16 protein-coding genes, 1 tRNA gene and 1 riboswitch are annotated in these 17,189 nt (G+C 67.2%); of the genes, 6 read left to right on the top strand and 11 right to left on the bottom strand.

Going from position 1 to position 17,189, the window contains the following annotated elements; genetic code table 11:
* Window positions 1-5: 5 nt before the first annotated feature.
* The 5 genes from ABFO07_RS15775 to purU all read left to right on the top strand — a co-directional run bounded on the left by ABFO07_RS15775 (window position 6) and on the right by purU (window position 7,142).
* Entirely contained in the window at window positions 6-1,334 is a 1,329-nt protein-coding gene (locus ABFO07_RS15775) for a hypothetical protein (protein WP_059565277.1), read from the top strand.
* A 72-nt stretch (window positions 1,335-1,406) separates the two neighbouring features.
* Complete coding sequence (locus tag ABFO07_RS15770; RefSeq protein WP_347467864.1) at window positions 1,407-3,266, top strand: NAD(P)/FAD-dependent oxidoreductase; 1,860 nt, start codon at window positions 1,407-1,409, stop codon at window positions 3,264-3,266.
* A gap of 170 nt (window positions 3,267-3,436) precedes the next feature.
* Window positions 3,437-5,065: a gamma-glutamyltransferase gene (gene ggt, locus ABFO07_RS15765; protein WP_347468666.1), complete on the top strand. Its 1,629-nt coding sequence runs from the start codon at window positions 3,437-3,439 to the stop codon at window positions 5,063-5,065.
* Between the two features lie 22 nt (window positions 5,066-5,087).
* Window positions 5,088-6,203 (top strand): PLP-dependent aminotransferase family protein, encoded by a 1,116-nt coding sequence (locus tag ABFO07_RS15760; RefSeq protein ID WP_059802469.1) that lies wholly within the window; start codon window positions 5,088-5,090, stop codon window positions 6,201-6,203.
* A gap of 15 nt (window positions 6,204-6,218) precedes the next feature.
* Window positions 6,219-7,142 (top strand): formyltetrahydrofolate deformylase, encoded by a 924-nt coding sequence (gene purU / locus ABFO07_RS15755; protein WP_081059591.1) that lies wholly within the window; start codon window positions 6,219-6,221, stop codon window positions 7,140-7,142.
* Between the two features lie 71 nt (window positions 7,143-7,213).
* On the opposite strand, the gene ABFO07_RS15750 is transcribed toward purU, so the two are convergent.
* From ABFO07_RS15750 to ABFO07_RS15700, 11 genes are all read right to left on the bottom strand, one after another.
* Window positions 7,214-8,290, bottom strand: coding sequence for an NAD(P)H-dependent flavin oxidoreductase (locus ABFO07_RS15750; RefSeq protein ID WP_059909617.1), 1,077 nt, complete (start codon window positions 8,288-8,290; stop codon window positions 7,214-7,216).
* Between the two features lie 83 nt (window positions 8,291-8,373).
* Window positions 8,374-8,523, bottom strand: a complete 150-nt coding sequence (locus ABFO07_RS15745; protein ID WP_155628720.1) for a hypothetical protein — start codon at window positions 8,521-8,523, stop codon at window positions 8,374-8,376.
* Between the two features lie 485 nt (window positions 8,524-9,008).
* Window positions 9,009-9,084 (bottom strand) — tRNA-Lys (locus ABFO07_RS15740).
* Between the two features lie 55 nt (window positions 9,085-9,139).
* Window positions 9,140-9,889: a tol-pal system protein YbgF gene (ybgF, locus tag ABFO07_RS15735; RefSeq protein ID WP_059565282.1), complete on the bottom strand. Its 750-nt coding sequence runs from the start codon at window positions 9,887-9,889 to the stop codon at window positions 9,140-9,142.
* A 19-nt stretch (window positions 9,890-9,908) separates the two neighbouring features.
* Window positions 9,909-10,418, bottom strand: coding sequence for a peptidoglycan-associated lipoprotein Pal (gene pal, locus ABFO07_RS15730; RefSeq protein ID WP_059565283.1), 510 nt, complete (start codon window positions 10,416-10,418; stop codon window positions 9,909-9,911).
* 17 nt (window positions 10,419-10,435) lie between these two features.
* Window positions 10,436-11,731 (bottom strand): Tol-Pal system beta propeller repeat protein TolB, encoded by a 1,296-nt coding sequence (gene tolB, locus ABFO07_RS15725; protein ID WP_059565284.1) that lies wholly within the window; start codon window positions 11,729-11,731, stop codon window positions 10,436-10,438.
* Between the two features lie 109 nt (window positions 11,732-11,840).
* Window positions 11,841-12,872: a cell envelope integrity protein TolA gene (gene tolA / locus ABFO07_RS15720; RefSeq protein ID WP_060351085.1), complete on the bottom strand. Its 1,032-nt coding sequence runs from the start codon at window positions 12,870-12,872 to the stop codon at window positions 11,841-11,843.
* Window positions 12,869-13,318: a protein TolR gene (gene tolR / locus ABFO07_RS15715; RefSeq protein WP_059565286.1), complete on the bottom strand. Its 450-nt coding sequence runs from the start codon at window positions 13,316-13,318 to the stop codon at window positions 12,869-12,871. Before tolR ends, tolA begins: the two co-directional genes overlap by 4 nt.
* A gap of 10 nt (window positions 13,319-13,328) precedes the next feature.
* Window positions 13,329-14,006, bottom strand: coding sequence for a protein TolQ (gene tolQ / locus ABFO07_RS15710; protein WP_010091489.1), 678 nt, complete (start codon window positions 14,004-14,006; stop codon window positions 13,329-13,331).
* A 195-nt stretch (window positions 14,007-14,201) separates the two neighbouring features.
* A complete protein-coding gene (ybgC, locus tag ABFO07_RS15705) occupies window positions 14,202-14,687 on the bottom strand; it encodes a tol-pal system-associated acyl-CoA thioesterase (protein ID WP_059802463.1) in 486 nt (161 codons plus the stop codon).
* A 90-nt stretch (window positions 14,688-14,777) separates the two neighbouring features.
* Window positions 14,778-15,524 carry an SDR family NAD(P)-dependent oxidoreductase gene (locus ABFO07_RS15700; RefSeq protein ID WP_347467858.1) on the bottom strand — a complete coding sequence of 249 codons (747 nt, stop codon included), beginning with the start codon at window positions 15,522-15,524 and terminating at the stop codon, window positions 14,778-14,780.
* 177 nt (window positions 15,525-15,701) lie between these two features.
* A riboswitch (ZMP/ZTP riboswitch) is annotated at window positions 15,702-15,802 on the top strand.
* Window positions 15,803-15,939: 137 nt separating this feature from the next.
* Between ABFO07_RS15700 and glyA the strand changes: the two genes are divergently transcribed.
* Window positions 15,940-17,187 carry a serine hydroxymethyltransferase gene (glyA, locus tag ABFO07_RS15695; RefSeq protein WP_059802460.1) on the top strand — a complete coding sequence of 416 codons (1,248 nt, stop codon included), beginning with the start codon at window positions 15,940-15,942 and terminating at the stop codon, window positions 17,185-17,187.
* Window positions 17,188-17,189: the final 2 nt, after the last annotated feature.

Below are 17,189 nucleotides of genomic sequence, written 5' to 3'. Positions count from 1 at the left end.
ACATCATGTTGAACGGATGGCAGAAAGTCAGCGCGCTGATACTGAGCTCGCTGCTGCTGCTGGCGGCGATTGCGTTTTCCGCGGCGCTTCCCAAGCTGGCGTCGAGCGTCGGCGTGATCGTCTGCATCCCGCTCGCGATCCTCTGCATGTCGAAGGAGAGCCGCAAGAAGCAGACGCTCTGGTATGCGGCGGGCATCTTCGTGATTTGCGTGCCGCTCGTCGGGAACGCGCTCGATGCGCCGCAGCTGCTGGCGGCGATGGGGCGTTTCTCGCCGGTGATGGCGCTGCTCGTGGGCGTGTCGCTGTTCCGGCACAGCCTGACGCGCTCGGGGCTCGCCGCGCTCGTCAGCAGCCGGCTCATCACGCCGCCCGCCGGCGCGCGGAACTCGGTGCGCGTCGCGCTCGCGACGATGGCGCTCACGCTGTTCACGAGCCAGGGGGCGATCTCGATGATGGGCGCCGTCTGCGGGCCGCAGGTGAAGAACCGGCTCGGCATCGCGCGGATCACGATGCGCGCGCTGTGCGCATCGATGTTCGTCCTGCCGACAACGGTTGCGTCGGCGTCGATCGCGGCGGCGATCCCGCATCTGGACACCGCCGCGGTGCTGTTGCTCGGCATGCCGCTGGCGCTGTTCGTCGTCGCGGGGGCGATGACGCCGCATCTCGAGCTCGACGACGGTCCGGGCAAGGCGCGCGAGGTCGACAAGCTCAAGCCGATCGTGCTTGCGGCGATGGTGACGGCGTTCGGCGTGATCTGCTACGTGGCGACGAACAAGCTGACCTGGTCGTTCGCGTTCGCGATGGTGTCCGGCTACGCATTCGAGCTGTTGGTGCTGTCGGGCGGCAAGGCCGCGCAGACGCTGGCGAAGGAAGCGCCGAAGAGCATCGACGGGATCGCGCCGGAGCTGCTGCTGCTCGCGGCGTCGAGCCTGCTGATCTTCACGATCCAGCACATCGATCTCGCCGCGTACCTGCCGCAGGCCGCGCGCGCGCCGCTCGCCAATCCCTATGCGATCGGCGTGCTGCTGATCGGCGTGCTGCCGGCGATCACGATGCTCGGCGTGCACCCGATGATCCTGTTCGGCATCTTCTTCCCGCTCGTGGATGCGACCGCGCTCGGGCCGACGTACGTCCAGTATCTCGCCTGGACGTCGATGTTCGTGATGTCGAACCTGCTGTCGCCCGTGTCGATCTGCTCGATCCTCGCCGCGACGAGCCTGCAGATGTCGAGCCGCGACACCAGTTTCGTATCGAACTGGCGCTTCTGCGCGCTCGGCATGGCGATCGCCTATGTCTACGTGCTCGCGCTGCTGAAGTTCCTGCCGCACGGCTGACGCCCGCGCGCGAACGTTCCGGATGCGCGGCGCGCATCCATGACCCTTACCGACACTCCATCGGACACCACCATGAAGATACTGTTGCTAGATTTGCTGAGTCAGCCGCTTCAGGATTCGCTGCTTGCGGACAACGTGGTCTACCGCCCGGATCTGCTGAACAAGAGCCAGGACATGCTGGCGCGCACGCTGATCGAGGGGGAGATCGACGCGCTGATCTCGAGCGAGCCGGTTCCCCGGAAAGCGATCGACGAATGGGCGGCGGCGCGCGCATCGACGGTCTACGTCGTGCGTGTCGTGATTCCCGATCCGAACGCGCACGACCTGCTCGACTATGCGCCGTCGGGCGAGATCGAGGCGGGCCGCAGCGTGACGCTGCAGGCGGTCGGAAAATCCCTCGGCGACGCGTACGTGAATGCATTCGAACTGCTCGAAGGCCGCTGGGTCAAGCAGGCGCTGCGCAGCCGCTTCGCCGTCGACGAAGCCGCGCTGCCCGACGTCGTTGCCGGCCGCACGAAAGTGCTGCTGGTCGGCGCGGGGCTCGTCAATCTCGTGACGGGCTACCGGCTGCAGCAAGAGGGCTATGCGGTGCATTTCGTCGATGCGCGGCCGGATCCCGGCGCGGCCCGCGCGTGGACGGCATACGGATGCAGCCACGGCGGCGACGACGCACGCATGTTCACGCTGTCGGAGATGGACAACTACAACGACCGGCAGGTTTCGCTGACGATGAACAGCCTGTTCCGGCGCAGCGTGACGGAGCTCGGCTGGAACGTCCACTGGCAGGAGACGCTGTCCGACGGCGAACTGCGCTGGGTCCGGGAGTTCGAGGGCATTCCGGTCTGGCTGGCCGACAAGTACAACGAGGACATCTTCGCGCTGTCGCGCGCGAGCCATCCGAAATGGACCCGCTGGATCGACGACGATCCGGATTTGTTCACGGCCGCGCTGATGCGCGAGGGCATCCTGCGGCTCTACTCGGACAAGACGCAGTTCGCGGCCGCGGTGCGGCGGCAGAACCGCATCGGCGCGACCCGGCACGTGCTCACGCCGCAAGAGGTTGCGCAGCAGCATCCGGCGCTTGCCGATGCGGTGCGCGGCGGCCATGTCGCGGGCGGCGTCCATGTCGTCGGCTTCACGGTCAATTCGCACAAGTTCGTCCGCGAACTGCTGCGGCGCCTGCGTGCGGGCGGCGCGGAGTTCACGTGGGAGCGCAGCGTGCAGAGCCTCGAGCGGGATGCGCAGGCACGGGTGTGCGGCGTGCGGATCGACGGTGATGTGCTCGAAGCCGACCACTACGTGCTGTCGACCGGCGCGTACGGCGATGCGCTGCTGAGCGGCACCGAGACGAAGGGCAAGATCCACGGCGTGCTCGGTGCGTGGCTGCGCATTCCGAATCTCGAGCCCGACCTGCGCCACTCGCTGAAGCTGGCGCGCAAGGGGCACATCACCGAGGACGCGAACATCACCGTCGCGACGGATGAGCACGGCCGGCCGATCCTCGTGATCGGCTCGGGATACGGCCATACCGGCGTCGATCCGCGCAACGTCGACCTCGCGCAGCTGCGGCAGATCTACGAGGGGCTCGTCGACACGGCCGCCAAGTACTTTCCCGCGTCGCACCGCGCGGCGGCCGAGGCCGGCAACCTGCGGGACAGCTTCAAGTACTGCGTGCGCCCGTGGACGTCGTCGGGCCTCGGCGTGTTCGAGATCCTGCCGGGCGCGAACGGCGGCCGCTGCGTGATCACGGGCGGGCACAACACCGGCGGATTCGCGCAGGCGCCCGAGATCGCGCAGGCGGTGTTCGACGCCGTCGAGCGCCGCGAGCATCCGATGCATTTCGCCTACCACCCGAACCGGCCGGGCGTGTTCCTCGGCGCGTCGGCGCCGCTGCCGCAGACGCTCGCGCATCCGGAAGCCGTGCTCGGCTGACGGACGGGGCGCGCGGGCGGTTTCCCCGGCCGGCCCGCGCGCCGTTTCATTCATTCCATCAAGACTGGCAGACCATGAAGATCACCAACAAGAAACCGACCCAGCGCGAACGCGACTATGACGCCCGGGCGCGCGAGGCGGCCGAGGAGTCGCAGCGCGTCGTGCGGAAGATGAAGCAGGAGGTCGGTGCGCGGCAGCCGCAGGTGCTGAAGGCGGGCGCCGTGGCCGCGCCGGACGTGTACAGCGCGCACGAGGCCGAGGCGGTGCTGGCGGAAGGCGGCAACGCGGTCGACGCCGCGGTCGCGGCGGCGTTCGTGCTGGCCGTCACCTATCCGGAAGCGGGCAACATCGGCGGCGGCGGGTTCATGAACATCCACTTCGACGGCTCGCCGTACTTCCTCGACTACCGCGAATGCGCGCCGGCGAATGCGCGGCGCGACATGTACCTGGACGAAGCGGGCGAGGTCGTGCCGGGCATGTGCGTGGTCGGCCGCCATTCGGTCGCCGTGCCGGGCACCGTGCGCGGGCTGTGGGATGCGCACCGCCGGTTCGGCAGCCTGCCGTGGCGGCGGCTCGTGGCGCCCGCGATCCGCTACGCGAAGCTGGGCTTCATCGTGCATCGCCAGTTGATCGAGCGTCGCGACGTGATGCTGGCCGATTTCGAGGGCAAGACGAACTTCGCGCAGTTCTTCGGCAAGATGGAGGAGGGCGGCGTGTTCCGCCAGCCGGATCTCGCCAATACGCTCGAGCGGATCGCGCGTTACGGCGTCGGCGAGTTCTATCTCGGCGTGACGGCGGACTTGCTGGTCAAGCAGCTGACCGACCTCGACGTGCCGATCACGAAGGACGATCTGCGCCAATACCGCACGATCTGGCGCAAGCCGCTCGTCGCGGACTGGAACGGCTACCAGGTGGTGACCGCGCCGCCGCCCAGCTCGGGCGGGATCGGGCTGCTTCAGCTGCTGAAGATGAAGGACGTGCTGAGCGCCGCATTCGCGGGCGTCGAGCACAACTCGACGCAGTACGTTCACCTGTTCGCGGAAATGTCGAAGCGCGTGTTCGCGGATCGCGCCGAATATCTGGGCGACCCTGCCTTCCAGGAGATGCCGGTCGACGCGCTGCTGCATCCCGCCTATATCCGCCGCCGCGCGGCGGAGGTCGATCTCGCGACGCCGACGCCGGTCGACGCCGTCCAGCCCGGGCTGGAGGAGAGCGAGGAGACCACGCACTTCTCGATCGTCGACAAGTTCGGCAACGCGGTGTCCAACACGTACACGCTGAACTCGAAGTTCGGCAGCGGCATCGTCGTGGAGGGCGCGGGCTTCCTGCTGAACAACGACATGGACGATTTCTCCGCGAAACCGGGCGCGGCCAACCGGTTCGACCTCGTCGGCACGGATGCGAATGCGATCGCGCCGGGCAAGCGGATGCTGTCGTCGATGACGCCCACGATCCTGACGAAGGACGGCCGCGTGTCCATCGTGATCGGCACGCCGGGCGGGTCGCGGATCTTCGGATCGATCTTCCAGGTGCTCAGCAACCTGCATTCGTTCGACATGTCGCTCGCGAAAGCCGTCGCGAAGATGCGCGTTCATCACCAGCTGCTGCCCGTCAACACCGTGTACTGGGAGCCTTACGCGCCGATCGAGGGCGCGCTCGCCGACGAGCTCCTCGCGCGCGGCTACAACCTGCGGCCGCGTTTCACGAATGGCGACATCCAGGTGATTCGCGTCAACGGCGACATGCCGGAAGCCGCGTCCGATCCGCGCGCGCGCGGCACGGTCCGTCTCGCCAACTAACCCTCATGCCCACAGGATTCCCATGAAAACGATCGATTTGTCGCGCGGCGTTCCCGATCCGCAATCGTTTCCGGTCGACTCGCTGCGCGCGATGGCGGCGGCCGCGCTCGAGCGCGACGCCGGCCGGATGCTGCAGTACGGGCCGGCGTTCGGCTATCCGCCGCTGCGCGAATTCATCGCGTCGTGGTTCGACAGCAAGATGTCGAACGTGCTGATCGGCCACGGCTCGCTCGAACTGTTCAATTTCATCTGCGACGCCTACCTGAAGCCGGGCGACGTCGTGTTCGTCGAGCGCCCGACCTACGACCGCGCGATCACGACCCTGCGGCAGCATGGCGTCACGATCGTCGGCATCGACGTCGGCGACGACGGCATGTGCGTCGACGCGTTCGAGCGCGCGCTGCGGCGCCACCGGCCCAAGCTCGTCTACCTGATTCCCGATTTCCAGAATCCGACCGGCGCGTGCATGAGCGTCGAGGCGCGGCGCACCGTGATCCGCTGCGCGCGCGAGCACCGGTTCCTGCTCGTCGAGGACGGGCCTTACGGCTTGCTCCGCTATCGCGGCACGCCGCTGCCGTCGCTGCACAGCATGGCGCCGGACCTGACGCTGCATCTCAGCTCGTTCACGAAGCTGATCAGCCCGGGCGTCAGGACCGGGTTCCTGGTGGCGCCGGACGAGGTCGTGAAGCGCGTCGCGAGCGTTGCCGAGCGGCACTACATCACGCCGAGCTTCTTCGCGCAGGGCATCGTGGCGGCGTGGTGCGAGAGCGGCCAGCTCGCGCCGCAGCTCGACCGCCTGCGGCACCTGTATGGGCCGCGGCTCGAAACCTGCGTGCAGGCGATCGAGCGCTACCTGCCCGGGCGGCTGTTCGTGAGGCCCGAAGGCGGGTTTTTCGCGTCGCTGCGGCTCGGCGCGCGCATCGACGAGCGATCGCTGCAGACGGCGGCCGCGGAGGCGGGGCTCGTGCTGTCGTCGGGAAACGCGTTCTTCGACGCGCATCCCGGCTACCAATTCCTGCGCGTGCCGTTCTGCGCGCTGAGCGCCGCCGACATTACCGAGGGCATCCGCCGGCTCGGCGACGTGGTGGACCACCTGAACATGGCGGCGCGCAGCGGCAAAGCGCATGCCGCGATCTGACGAGGAGGAGACGTCGTGTTGACACAAAGCGAAGCCCGCTCGCCCGACGGGGCCGCGGCGACGCTCGCGCAGGCGAGTGTCGAATACGTGCTGGTCGCGTCGTGCCGCGCGCAGCGCGGCATGATTCACCGCGTATCGAGCCTGCTTGCGGAACTGGGCGGCCACGTGCTGGATTCGGCGCAGTACAGCGATCCGTCGTCGCAACGGCTGTTCATGCGGATCGTATTCGCGGTGGACGAAGGCGGCGCGACCGAGGCGGCGCTGCGCGCGGGCATCGGCGTGCTCGACCACGGGGCGGACCTGCAGTGGCAGCTCTTCGTCGCGCGGCAGCGCCCCCGGGTGCTGCTGATGGCGTCGAAGCTCGGCCATTGCCTGAACGACCTGCTGTTTCGCTACGCGAGCGGCACGCTGCCGGTCGAGGTGTGCGGCGTCGTGTCGAATCATCGCGATCTCGCGCGGCTCGTCGACGGCTACAACGTGCCGTTCCATCATTTTCCGCTGCCGCCGCATGCATCGGCCGACGCGCGGGCCGCGCAGGAGCGGGGCATCCTCGCGCTCGTCGCCGCGCACGACATCGAACTGGTGGTGCTCGCGCGCTACATGCAGATCCTGTCGGCCGGGTTCTGCGATGCGCTGAAGGGGCGCGTCATCAACATCCATCACTCGTTCCTGCCGAGCTTCAAGGGCGCGCAGCCGTACGGCCAGGCGCACGCGCGCGGCGTCAAGCTGATCGGCGCGACCGCGCATTTCGTGACGCGAGATCTCGACGAGGGGCCGATCATCGAGCAGGACGTCGCGCGCATCGATCACGCGATGTCGCCTGAGGCGCTCGCGGCGATCGGCGGGGACGCGGAGTGCGTGGTGCTGGCGCGGGCGGTGAAGTGGTTCGCGGAGCGCCGAATTTTGCCGAACGGCAACAAGACGGTGGTGTTCCGGTAACGGGAGAAGCGGATCAAGACGGACGCACGGCCCCGTGAAGGGGCCGTGCGTCGTTGCGTTGCGAGGTTGAGTTAGCCGAACGCCGCGGCCGTTTCCTCGGCGAGCGCGTGCACCAGCGCCTCGGCCGGGATGCCGTCGTCGCGCCGGCGGCTCAGGCCTGCCGCCTGTCCGGCCCACATCGAAATGAAGTCGGTGCGGTTCGCGGCGCCCGCGGCCTTGCGGATCTCGGCCGTCAGCGCGTTCTGAACCGGATACGCGGGCACGTGCTGCTCGAACTCGGCCATGCGGCGGATGTAGTCGTTGACGATTCCGCGCGCCGGGCGCCCGGTGAACGTGCGGCTCGTGCGCGTCGACGTGTCGGCCGCCTGGCGGATCTGCGCCTTCCACGCGGGGTGGATCGGCGATTCGGCGCTCGTCAGGAAGGCCGTGCCGAGCTGCGCGGCCTGCGCGCCCAGCGTCAGCGCGGCGGCGATGCCGCGGCCGTCCATGATGCCGCCCGCGGCGATCACCGGCAGCGACACGGCGTCGACGATCTGCGGCACGAGCGCGAGCGTGCCGACCATGCTGGCGTCGAGGTCGCCGAGGAAGGTGCCGCGATGCCCGCCTGCCTCCGCGCCCTGCGCGCAGATGATGTCCGCGCCGTTGGCTTCCCACGCGCGGGCTTCGGCGACGCTGGTGGCCGTGCCGATGACGAGGCTGCCGGCGTCGTGCAGGCGCCGGACGGACGGCGCGTCGAGCAGGCCGAACGTGAAGCTCGCGACCGGCACCTTCAGCTCGACGAGCGCGTCGAGCTGCTCGCGAAAGTTCTCGCAATACCGTTCGAGCGGCTGTCCCTGCTCGAGGCCGAGCTCGGCGCGAATCGGCTGCAGGCGCTCGAGCGCGCGGCTGATTTCGTCGTCGGTCGGCGTGGGCGTGTCGAGTACGAACAGGTTGATGGCGAACGGCTTCGACGTGCCGGCGCGGATCGTCGCGACCTGCGCGCGGATCGCCTCCGGGCTGAGGCTGGCCGCGGCGAGCGAGCCGAGACCGCCGGCGTTGGAGACCGCGACGACCATCTCGGGCGTCGAGCCGCCGTTCATCGGGCCTTGCACGATCGGCAGGGCGATGCCGAGCCGTTGGGACAGCGGGGTGGAAAGCGAGCGTGGCATGGGTTGTTCCTCGGAAATGGAAGGGAAGGACAGATTGGGGTAGCGGGTGCCTGCCGGCGCCGTTCTGCGACGGCGTGCCGCTCTTAGAATGGGTCGGATTCGTCGCGCAGGACTTTTTCCCGTCGGCGTGCGGCGGCGCGCTGGTCGGCCTCGTACAGCAGCAACAGGAATTTGTAGAACAACGAACCCGCGACCGCCGCGATGCCGACGGTGATGACGATGGCGTCCAGCATGTAGGCTTCTCCTTGATCCTCATCGGCTGACGCGCGATGCCGGCAGGTAAAAGAACATGCAGATAATATGAATTTTATTGCGGGTGCGGGATGAAAAATACAGATATGGGGTTTCTCTAAAAGTGAACGATTGGCGTCGCGCAAGAGCGGGGCGCGGGGTGAGCGTGGCGCAGCAGGGTGTGCGGCGCACGGTGTCGGCCGATTCGCTTGGGTTGATTCCGGGATGGATCAGGGGGCGGCGGTCGGAGTTATGTTCGCGACCGCGTCTGAACGTGAGAATCGGTGAGCCGACCGGATGCGGGCGAGGGAGTCGAGCAGATCGAGAATTCGGCGACTTGGTTGCGGCGCTGATTGATGATGCGCGACAACTTGCCCTAGGTGCCGTGGCCGCTCCAGGGCAGGCCGGTGGTTTGGGCGAGGCGCCGCCGATATTGAGGCGCAAAAGAAAAAGGGCTTAGCCGAAGCTAAGCCCTTTTTCGTCCATCTGGTAGGCCGTGCGTGACTCGAACACGCGACCAACGGATTAAAAGTCCGCTGCTCTACCAACTGAGCTAACGACCCAAAGAGGCGAAATTATAGCGGTGGGTTTTGAGCTCGTCAACAACCCGGAGCTAAATTATTTCATCGTCTGCAGCTTGCCCTGTGCCGTCTGCGCCGCGCTCGACCCGCTGTACTGCGAGACGACCTGTTCGAAGGTCTTCTTCGCCGCCGCCTTCTGGCCTTGCTCGAGCTGGTTCGTGCCGATCGCCAGCATCGCATCGGCTGCGCGCGGATGCTGCGGGTACTTGCCGACGATGCCCTGCCACGTCGCCGTCGAACCCTTGTAGTCGCGCAGTGCGTACTGCGCGTTGCCGAGCCAGTACTGCGCGGTCGGCTGGTAAGGGCTCTGCGGATACTTCGCGATGAAGCTGCGGAACGATGCGGCGGCCGCCTTGAAGTTGCCGTCGCGGAACTGCTGCTGCGCTGTATTGAACGCGTCCGTCTCGCCCGGCTGCACGGTGCCTTCGACACCGTCGACCGTCTTCTGCTGCGGCTCGAACTTCTTGAGCCGCGTATCGAGATCGGTGTAGTACTCCTTCTGCTGGCGTTCGAGCGTCGTGAGCCGGTTCGTCAGATCCTCGTTCTCGCCGCGCAGCGTCGCGACCTGCTGGTTCAGCTGGTCGAGGCGGGCGGTCTGATCGAGAATCGTGCGTTGCGCGGCCGACAACTGGTTCGCAAGATTGTCGCTCTTGCTGCGCAGGTCGAGCACGGCGCGGCGCGCTTCGTTGTCGTCGAACATGCCGGCGTGCGCCGGCGCGGCCGACCACGCCGCGCCGGCGACGCAGAAGGCTGCGGCCACGCGCAGCCAGGATAGACGGTGCGTCATACGGCGATTCTTCCGTTACTTACTGTTGGTAGACGAGATCCGCGCGGCGGTTCTGCGCCCACGAAGCTTCGTCGTGACCCGCTGCCTGCGGCTTTTCCTTGCCGAGGCTCACGGCTTCCATTTGCGAGTCGGCCACGCCGAGCAGCGCCATCGCGCGACGGACGGCTTCGGCACGCTTCTGGCCCAGCGCCAGGTTGTACTCGCTCGTGCCGCGCTCGTCGGTGTTGCCCTGGATCAGCACGTGACGCTGCGGATGGCTCTTCAGGTACTGAGCGTGCTGCTGCATCAGCGGCTGGTACTCGTCCTTCACCGAATAGCTGTCGAAGTCGAAGTAGATGCTGCGCTTCGCGAGCGGGCTGTTCGGATCGTTCAGCGGATCGACGTTCACTTGCGCGACGTTTTCCGGGTTCGGCTGCGTGCTCACCGCGCCGGCGTTGGCCTTGTCGTCGAGCTTCACGCCCGACTTACATGCTGCCAGTGCGCCGATCATCATCACGGCCAGGGCCAGACGAGCCTTTTTTGACATCATGGTTACTCTCCTTGTGGTCATTGCATGAAGGGTCCCCACGACGGCTCGCGTACGGAGCCGCCCTGGACGGACAGAATCTGCGGCGGCGCGCTGCCGTCGGACGGGACGGCAGCCAGCACGTTGCGGCCACCCGACTGCGTGGCGTACAGCACGTACTGGCCGTTCGCCGCAAAGCTCGGCGACTCGTCATGGCTGGTATTCGTGATCGCGTTCGCCGCGCCCGTCTGCAGATCCTGAACGTAGAGCTTGAAGCCCCCGCCCGTGCGGGAGATGTAAGCGAGCAGCTTGCCGTCCGGGCTCACGCGCGGGCTCGTGTTGTAGCTGCCGGTGAAGGTCACGCGCTGGGCCGAGCCGGCGCTTTCGCCCTGGGCCGGCATCCGGTAGATCTGCGGCGCGCCGCCGCGGTCGCTCGTGAAGTAGATCCAGCGGCCGTCAGGCGAGTAGAACGGCTCGGTGTCGATCGAGCTGCTCTGCGTCAGCCGGCGCAGGCCGCCGCCGTTCGCATTGACCGAGTAGATCTGCGTGTTGCCCGTCAGCGACAGCGCGACCGACAGCGTCTGGCTGTCCGGCGACCACGCCGGCGCGCTGTTGTTGCCCTTCTGGTCGGACACGATGTAGCGGCGGCCGGTCGGCAGGTCGTGGATGTAGACGATCGGCTTCTTGCGCTCGAACGAGACGTACGCGACCTTCGTGCCGCTCGGCGACCACGACGGCGAGATGATCGGCTCGGTGCTCGACAGCGCGATGCGCGCGTTCTGGCCGTCCGAATCGGAAATCTGCAGCTGGTAGCGGTTGCCGGACTTGATCACGTACGACAGGCGCGTCGCGAACACGCCGCGCGTACCGAGCAGCTTCTGGTAGATGTAGTCGGCGATCTTGTGGCCGGCCGTGCGCAGCGTGCCGTCGTTCGCGGTCAGCGACAGGCCGCCGAGGCTCTGCTGCTTCACGGTGTCGTACAGGATGAAGTTGACCTTGTACTGGCCGTTTGCCTCGCGGTTCACGCTGCCGGCGACGAACGCGTTCGCGCCCTTGGCCTTCCACGCGCCGAGGTCGACCTGCGCGGTTTCCGGCACCGGCGTGCTGCCGGCGTCGACGTTGGTGAACTTGCCGCTGCGGGCGAGGTCGGCGCGGACGATCGACGTGACCTGCTGGGGCAGGCCCGCCTCGTTCGCGAAGTTCGCGGTGGCGATGGGGAACTGGGTCGAACCGACGCCGGTGATCAGCACGTCGACCTGCGCGTTAGCGGCGCTGCCCGCCGCAATCAGACACGAGGCCACGAGTGCCCTGAAACCTAGCTTCGTCATCAAACTCATGCTTCTTGCTTCCCGTATGACTTGTATCGCTGCGCAACCGCAGAGACAGTAAAAATACCCGATTCGTTCCCGTCTTACAGCGACGTCCGGAGTGTAAGCGCATTTCCGCTCACTCCGCCGCCTTGAAGGTAATCGTAATGTCCGACGGGGTACGGCCGTTAGAATCGGGCGGCAACGGGACCGACGCCTGGATCGCACTGACCACGGCTTGATCCCACCCCGAATTTCCGCTCGAACGGCGGATCGATACGCTCAATACATCGCCCGACGGCGTGCAGCGGATCGCGACGACCGTCGTCAGGCCCGCGCGCTCGCCGCCCCAGACGATGTTCGGCTTCACGCGGCGCCGCACCTTGTCGGGGTAGCCCGGGGACGCCGCATTGCCGCCGGAGCCCGTGCCGGTGCCGCTCTTCGCGAGGCCCTCGCCGCCGCCTTCGCCACCGCCCGCGAGGCCCTGCATCTGCGCGAGGCGCGTGCGGCGTTCCTGGTCGAGCTTCGCCTTCGCCGCGGAGTCTGCCTTGGCCTTCGCGGCCGCTTCGGCCTTCGCCTTCGACGCGGCTTCGGCTTTCGCCTTGGCCGCCTGCTGGGCTTCGAGCTTCTCGAGCTTCGCCTGCTTCTGTTGCTCGAGCTTTTGCTGTTCGAGTTTCTGCTGCTCGGCGAGCTGTTTCTGCTTGAGCTTGTCGGCCTGCTTCTGCTTTTCCTGCTCGGCGGCTTTCTGCGCGGCGAGCGCGGCCGCCTGCCTGGCCGCGAGCTGCGCGCGCCGGGTGTCTTCTTCCTGCTGTGCCTTCAGTTGCGCCGCGCGGCGCTGCTGCTCGAGCAGCGCTTCACGCGCGGCGGCTTCCTGCTGGCGCTTCTTCTGCTGCAGCGCGATGTCCGCTTCCTCATTCCTCACCGGGGGAGGGGGCGGCGCGACCTTCGCGGGCGGCGGCGCGACCGGTTGCGGGGGCGTGGTGTCCGGCACCGCCGTCCACAGTTCGGCCTCGGCGCCGGCCGGCGTGCTGTTCTGCCACTGCACGCCGTGATACAGGAACAGCGCGAGCAGCACGTGCATCAACGCGGCGAGCGCGAACGCGCGCCACGTGCCGCGCTCGCGCGGCGGCATCGGCGGGTAGGCGCTGCCGCGCGGGGATTGCCGTTTCATTGCGATTTGACGAGGAGGCCGACGCGCTTGACGCCGCGCGCCTTCAGGTCCGACATCACGGTCATGACTGCATCGTACTGCACGGTCTTGTCCGCTGCGATCACGACCGGCTGGTCGGGATGATCCGCCTGGCGGGCCACGATGAAGCTGTCGAGCTCGGCCTTGGTCATCGTGTCTTCCTGCGTCGCGCCCGAGGCGCTCTTGTACTTGACGCTCATCGTGCGGTCGGCCTTGATGTTGACGACGACGGGCGGCGTCTGCTCCTGCGGCGCGGCATTGCCGACGGTCGGCAGGTTGATGATCGACGGGGCGACGAGCGGCGCGGTGACCATGAAGATCACGAGCAGCACGAGCATCACGTCGATGTACGGCACGACGTTGATGTCGGCCATCGCGCGGCGCGAGCGGCCGCCGCGCATGCTGGATCGGATGGGCGTTCCTGCCATGGCGTGCTCCTTACTGGGCCTGACGCTGCAGGATGTTCGAGAACTCTTCGATGAAGGTCTCGAAGCGGATCGCGAGGCGGTCGATGTCGTGCGCGTAGCGGTTGTACGCGACGACTGCCGGAATCGCGGCGAACAGGCCGATCGCGGTTGCGACGAGCGCCTCGGCGATGCCCGGCGCGACGTTCGCGAGCGTGGCCTGCTGGACGTTCGCGAGGCCGCGGAACGAGTTCATGATGCCCCAGACCGTGCCGAACAGGCCGATGTACGGGCTGACCGAGCCGACCGACGCGAGGAACGCGAGGTTCGCTTCGAGCACGTCCATCTCGCGCTGGAACGATGCGCGCATTGCGCGCCGCGCACCGTCGAGGACGAGGCCCGGATCGCTGATGCGCTTTTCCTTCGCCTTCAGGAACTCGCGCATCCCCGATTCGAAGATCCGCTCGAGCGCGCCGATCGTATGGCGGTTGTTCGCCGCGCTCTGGTACAAGGCCTGCAGGTCGCCGCCCGACCAGAAATCCCGCTCGAAGCGTTCGGTCTGCGCGCGCGCGCGGCGGATCGCGAACCACTTGCGGAAGATGAAGGTCCACGACATCAGCGACAGCAACAGCAGCAGCCCCATCACCGCCTGGGCCAGGACGCTCGCATTGAGGACGAGGGAAATGATCGACAGGTCTTGAGAAGTATTCATAGAGGTTTGAGTAACGTCCCTTCGGGGGTGCCTGGCCAGCAGTGCTTGGCCGGGAGCCCGGCGAGAGGTGCACGGCCAGGAGCGCCCGGCGCCGGCAGCGCGCGGCGCGCCGGATTGCCGCTGCCGCCCCTGACGCCGAACCTTGCTTAGTATCGATTCAGGAAGGCGAGTTCATGGGCTTTGTCTAAACGGGGCTCATGCCGGCCCCGTTGACACTACAGTCTGCCCGGCTTCGGTGACGGGCCCGCGTTGCAGCGCGTCGAGCACGCCCGGCGGGATCGGCGCCGGCCGGATGCCGTCGCGGTCGACGCAACCGATGCGGATGTGCCCCGAGACGAGCAGCGTTTCGCCGCGCCACGCTTCCTGCATGAATTCCACCGACGCGCGGCCGATCCGCCCGGGCCGGCTCGTGATCGCCAGCGTGTCGTCGAGCCGCGCCGGCGCGCGATAGTCGAGCGCGGTGCTGCGGACGATGAAGATCGCGCCCGTTTCGTCGGCAAGCCGACGCTGGTCGATGCCGCAGGCGCGCAGCCACTCCGTGCGCGCGCGCTCGAAGAATTTCAGGTAGTTGGCATAGAAGACGATGCCGCCTGCGTCCGTATCCTCGTAATAAACGCGAACCGGCCAGGCGAAGCCGGAAGGCGCTTCCGGGGGGCGGGTAGGCTGGGTCATGGCGCGCATTCTACCGGAACCGGGGTACCCGGTTCGGTACCGATTCGTAACGGAATGTTGTGGGATGCGGGCCGGCCCGCGGCCGGGCCCGCAGGTCGATCAGCCGCGGTGGATCGTCAGGCCGGCGGGCGCCTGGGCGACCGGCATCATCTCGATCGTGTTGATGTTCACGTGCGCGGGGCGGGTCGCGATCCAGTAGATCGTGTCGGCGATGTCCTCGGCCGTGAGCGGCTGGACGTTCGCATACACGTTCGCTGCCTTCGTGTCGTCGCCGCGGTAGCGGACGTTCGAGAACTCGGTGCCGCCGCAGAGGCCCGGCTCGATGTCGGTGACGCGCAGCGGCGTGCCGATCAGGTCGGCGCGCAGGTTCAGGCTGAATTGTCTGACGAATGCCTTGGTCGCGCCGTAGACGTTGCCGCCCGGATACGGGTACATGCCGGCGACCGACCCGAGGTTGAAGATGTGGCCGCGGCCGCGCGCGATCATGCCGGGCAGCAGCGCATGCGTGACCGTCACGAGCCCCGAGCAGTTCGTGTCGATCATCGTCTGCCACTCGTCGAGGCTGGCTTTCTGCGCCGGCTCGACGCCGAGCGCGAGGCCCGCGTTGTTGACGAGCACGTCGAGCGCCGCGAATTCGGCGGGAAGCGTGGCCTCGACGGCCTCGACGGCGGCGCGGTTGCGCACGTCGAGCTCGAGCGGCAGCAGCGCGTCGCCGAGCTCGGTGGCGAGCGCGTCGAGGCGATCCTTGCGGCGCGCGGTCGCGACGACGCGGTGGCCACCCTTGACGAAGGCACGGGCGATGGCGGCGCCGAAGCCGGCGGACGCGCCTGTGACGAACACGATCATTGCTGCTCCTGGTCGGTAAAGAAGCGGATGAGGAACCTGCAAGCGTACTGTGATTGCCGCACCGCGGCAAGGCGGCGGAAGGTATACGCTGCGGGCGTGATGGGCCTGTCCCCAATTGTCCGGGCGGCGCCCGCGCGGTTGCCTATTCATGACGCATCCAATAAACTAGTGCGTTCATCACCCCTGCGTGACTGGCGATAGAACCCTCGGGTTCAAGGTGGAGCGTCCCACCGTGAAGCGCAGGGCATCGTTTTTTGCCGTTCGCCTGGGCAGCCGTTGTGCGCCGTCGCGTGCATCGCCGGTGGCTGTCCTGTCTCGCGTCATACGGATTCTTCCGCCATGTCGAGCTGGTGCCTCCAGCAGCGCAATGTACTCGGCCACCCCGGTCAACCTGTACACACTTAACGGAAACCGTATGTTTGACAGAGCCCAAAGCACCATTGCGAACGTCGATCCCGAAGTCTTTGCCGCGATCGAACAGGAAAACCGCCGCCAGGAAGATCACATCGAGCTGATCGCGTCGGAAAACTACACGAGCCCGGCCGTGATGGCTGCGCAGGGCTCGCAACTCACGAACAAGTACGCCGAAGGGTATCCGGGCAAGCGCTATTACGGCGGTTGCGAGTATGTCGACGTCGTCGAGCAGCTCGCGATCGATCGCGTGAAGGCGCTGTTCGGCGCGGAAGCCGCGAACGTCCAGCCGAACTCGGGTTCGCAGGCGAACCAGGGCGTGTTCTTCGCGATGCTCAAGCCGGGCGACACGATCATGGGCATGAGCCTCGCGCACGGCGGCCACCTGACGCACGGCTCGCCGGTGAACATGTCGGGCAAGTGGTTCAACGTCGTCAGCTACGGCCTGAACGAAAACGAAGACATCGACTATGACGCCGCCGAGAAGCTCGCGCAGGAGCACAAGCCGAAGCTGATCGTCGCGGGCGCGTCGGCATTCGCGCTGAAGATCGATTTCGAGCGTCTCGCGAAGATCGCGAAGTCGGTCGGCGCGTACCTGATGGTCGACATGGCGCACTACGCTGGCCTGATCGCCGCGGGCGTCTACCCGAACCCGGTGCCGCACGCCGACTTCGTCACGACCACGACGCACAAGAGCCTGCGCGGCCCGCGCGGCGGCGTGATCCTGATGAAGGCCGAGTACGAGAAGCAGATCAACTCGGCGATCTTCCCGGGCATCCAGGGTGGCCCGCTGATGCACGTGATCGCCGCGAAGGCCGTCGCTTTCAAGGAAGCGCTGTCGCCGGAATTCAAGGCATACCAGCAGAAGGTGGTCGAGAACGCACGCGTGCTGGCTGAAACGCTCGTGAAGCGCGGCCTGCGCATCGTGTCGGGCCGCACCGAAAGCCACGTGATGCTGGTCGACCTGCGCGCGAAGAACATCACCGGCAAGGCAGCGGAAGCCGCGCTCGGCGCCGCGCACATCACGGTCAACAAGAACGCGATCCCGAACGATCCGGAAAAGCCGTTCGTGACGAGCGGCGTGCGCCTTGGCTCGCCGGCGATGACGACGCGCGGCTTCGGCCCGGCGGAAGCCGAGCTGGTCGGCAACCTGATCGCCGACGTGCTCGAGAGCCCGGAAGACGCGGCGACGATCGAGCGCGTGCGCACGCAAGTGGCCGAGCTGACCAAGCGTTTCCCGGTCTATCGCTGATC

Origin of the sequence: Burkholderia stagnalis, assembly GCF_039848545.1 — a bacterium.
Taxonomy (GTDB): domain Bacteria; phylum Pseudomonadota; class Gammaproteobacteria; order Burkholderiales; family Burkholderiaceae; genus Burkholderia; species Burkholderia stagnalis.
This window is presented reverse-complemented; position numbering and strand designations above follow the sequence as displayed.

Excerpts from the sequence above, each read along its gene's own strand:
- ABFO07_RS15760 (WP_059802469.1), top strand. The coding sequence starts at position 5,088 with ATGAAAACGATCGATTTGTCGCGCGGCGTTCCCGATCCGCAATCGTTT.
- tolB (WP_059565284.1), bottom strand. The coding sequence starts at position 11,731 with ATGAGTTTGATGACGAAGCTAGGTTTCAGGGCACTCGTGGCCTCGTGT.
- ABFO07_RS15745 (WP_155628720.1), bottom strand. The coding sequence starts at position 8,523 with ATGCTGGACGCCATCGTCATCACCGTCGGCATCGCGGCGGTCGCGGGT.
- tolR (WP_059565286.1), bottom strand. The coding sequence starts at position 13,318 with ATGGCAGGAACGCCCATCCGATCCAGCATGCGCGGCGGCCGCTCGCGC.
- ybgC (WP_059802463.1), bottom strand. The coding sequence starts at position 14,687 with ATGCGCGCCATGACCCAGCCTACCCGCCCCCCGGAAGCGCCTTCCGGC.
- ggt (WP_347468666.1), top strand. The coding sequence starts at position 3,437 with ATGAAGCAGGAGGTCGGTGCGCGGCAGCCGCAGGTGCTGAAGGCGGGC.
- tolA (WP_060351085.1), bottom strand. The coding sequence starts at position 12,872 with ATGAAACGGCAATCCCCGCGCGGCAGCGCCTACCCGCCGATGCCGCCG.
- ABFO07_RS15775 (WP_059565277.1), top strand. The coding sequence starts at position 6 with ATGTTGAACGGATGGCAGAAAGTCAGCGCGCTGATACTGAGCTCGCTG.
- pal (WP_059565283.1), bottom strand. The coding sequence starts at position 10,418 with ATGATGTCAAAAAAGGCTCGTCTGGCCCTGGCCGTGATGATGATCGGC.
- ABFO07_RS15750 (WP_059909617.1), bottom strand. The coding sequence starts at position 8,290 with ATGCCACGCTCGCTTTCCACCCCGCTGTCCCAACGGCTCGGCATCGCC.
- glyA (WP_059802460.1), top strand. The coding sequence starts at position 15,940 with ATGTTTGACAGAGCCCAAAGCACCATTGCGAACGTCGATCCCGAAGTC.
- ABFO07_RS15770 (WP_347467864.1), top strand. The coding sequence starts at position 1,407 with ATGAAGATACTGTTGCTAGATTTGCTGAGTCAGCCGCTTCAGGATTCG.
- ABFO07_RS15700 (WP_347467858.1), bottom strand. The coding sequence starts at position 15,524 with ATGATCGTGTTCGTCACAGGCGCGTCCGCCGGCTTCGGCGCCGCCATC.
- tolQ (WP_010091489.1), bottom strand. The coding sequence starts at position 14,006 with ATGAATACTTCTCAAGACCTGTCGATCATTTCCCTCGTCCTCAATGCG.
- ybgF (WP_059565282.1), bottom strand. The coding sequence starts at position 9,889 with ATGACGCACCGTCTATCCTGGCTGCGCGTGGCCGCAGCCTTCTGCGTC.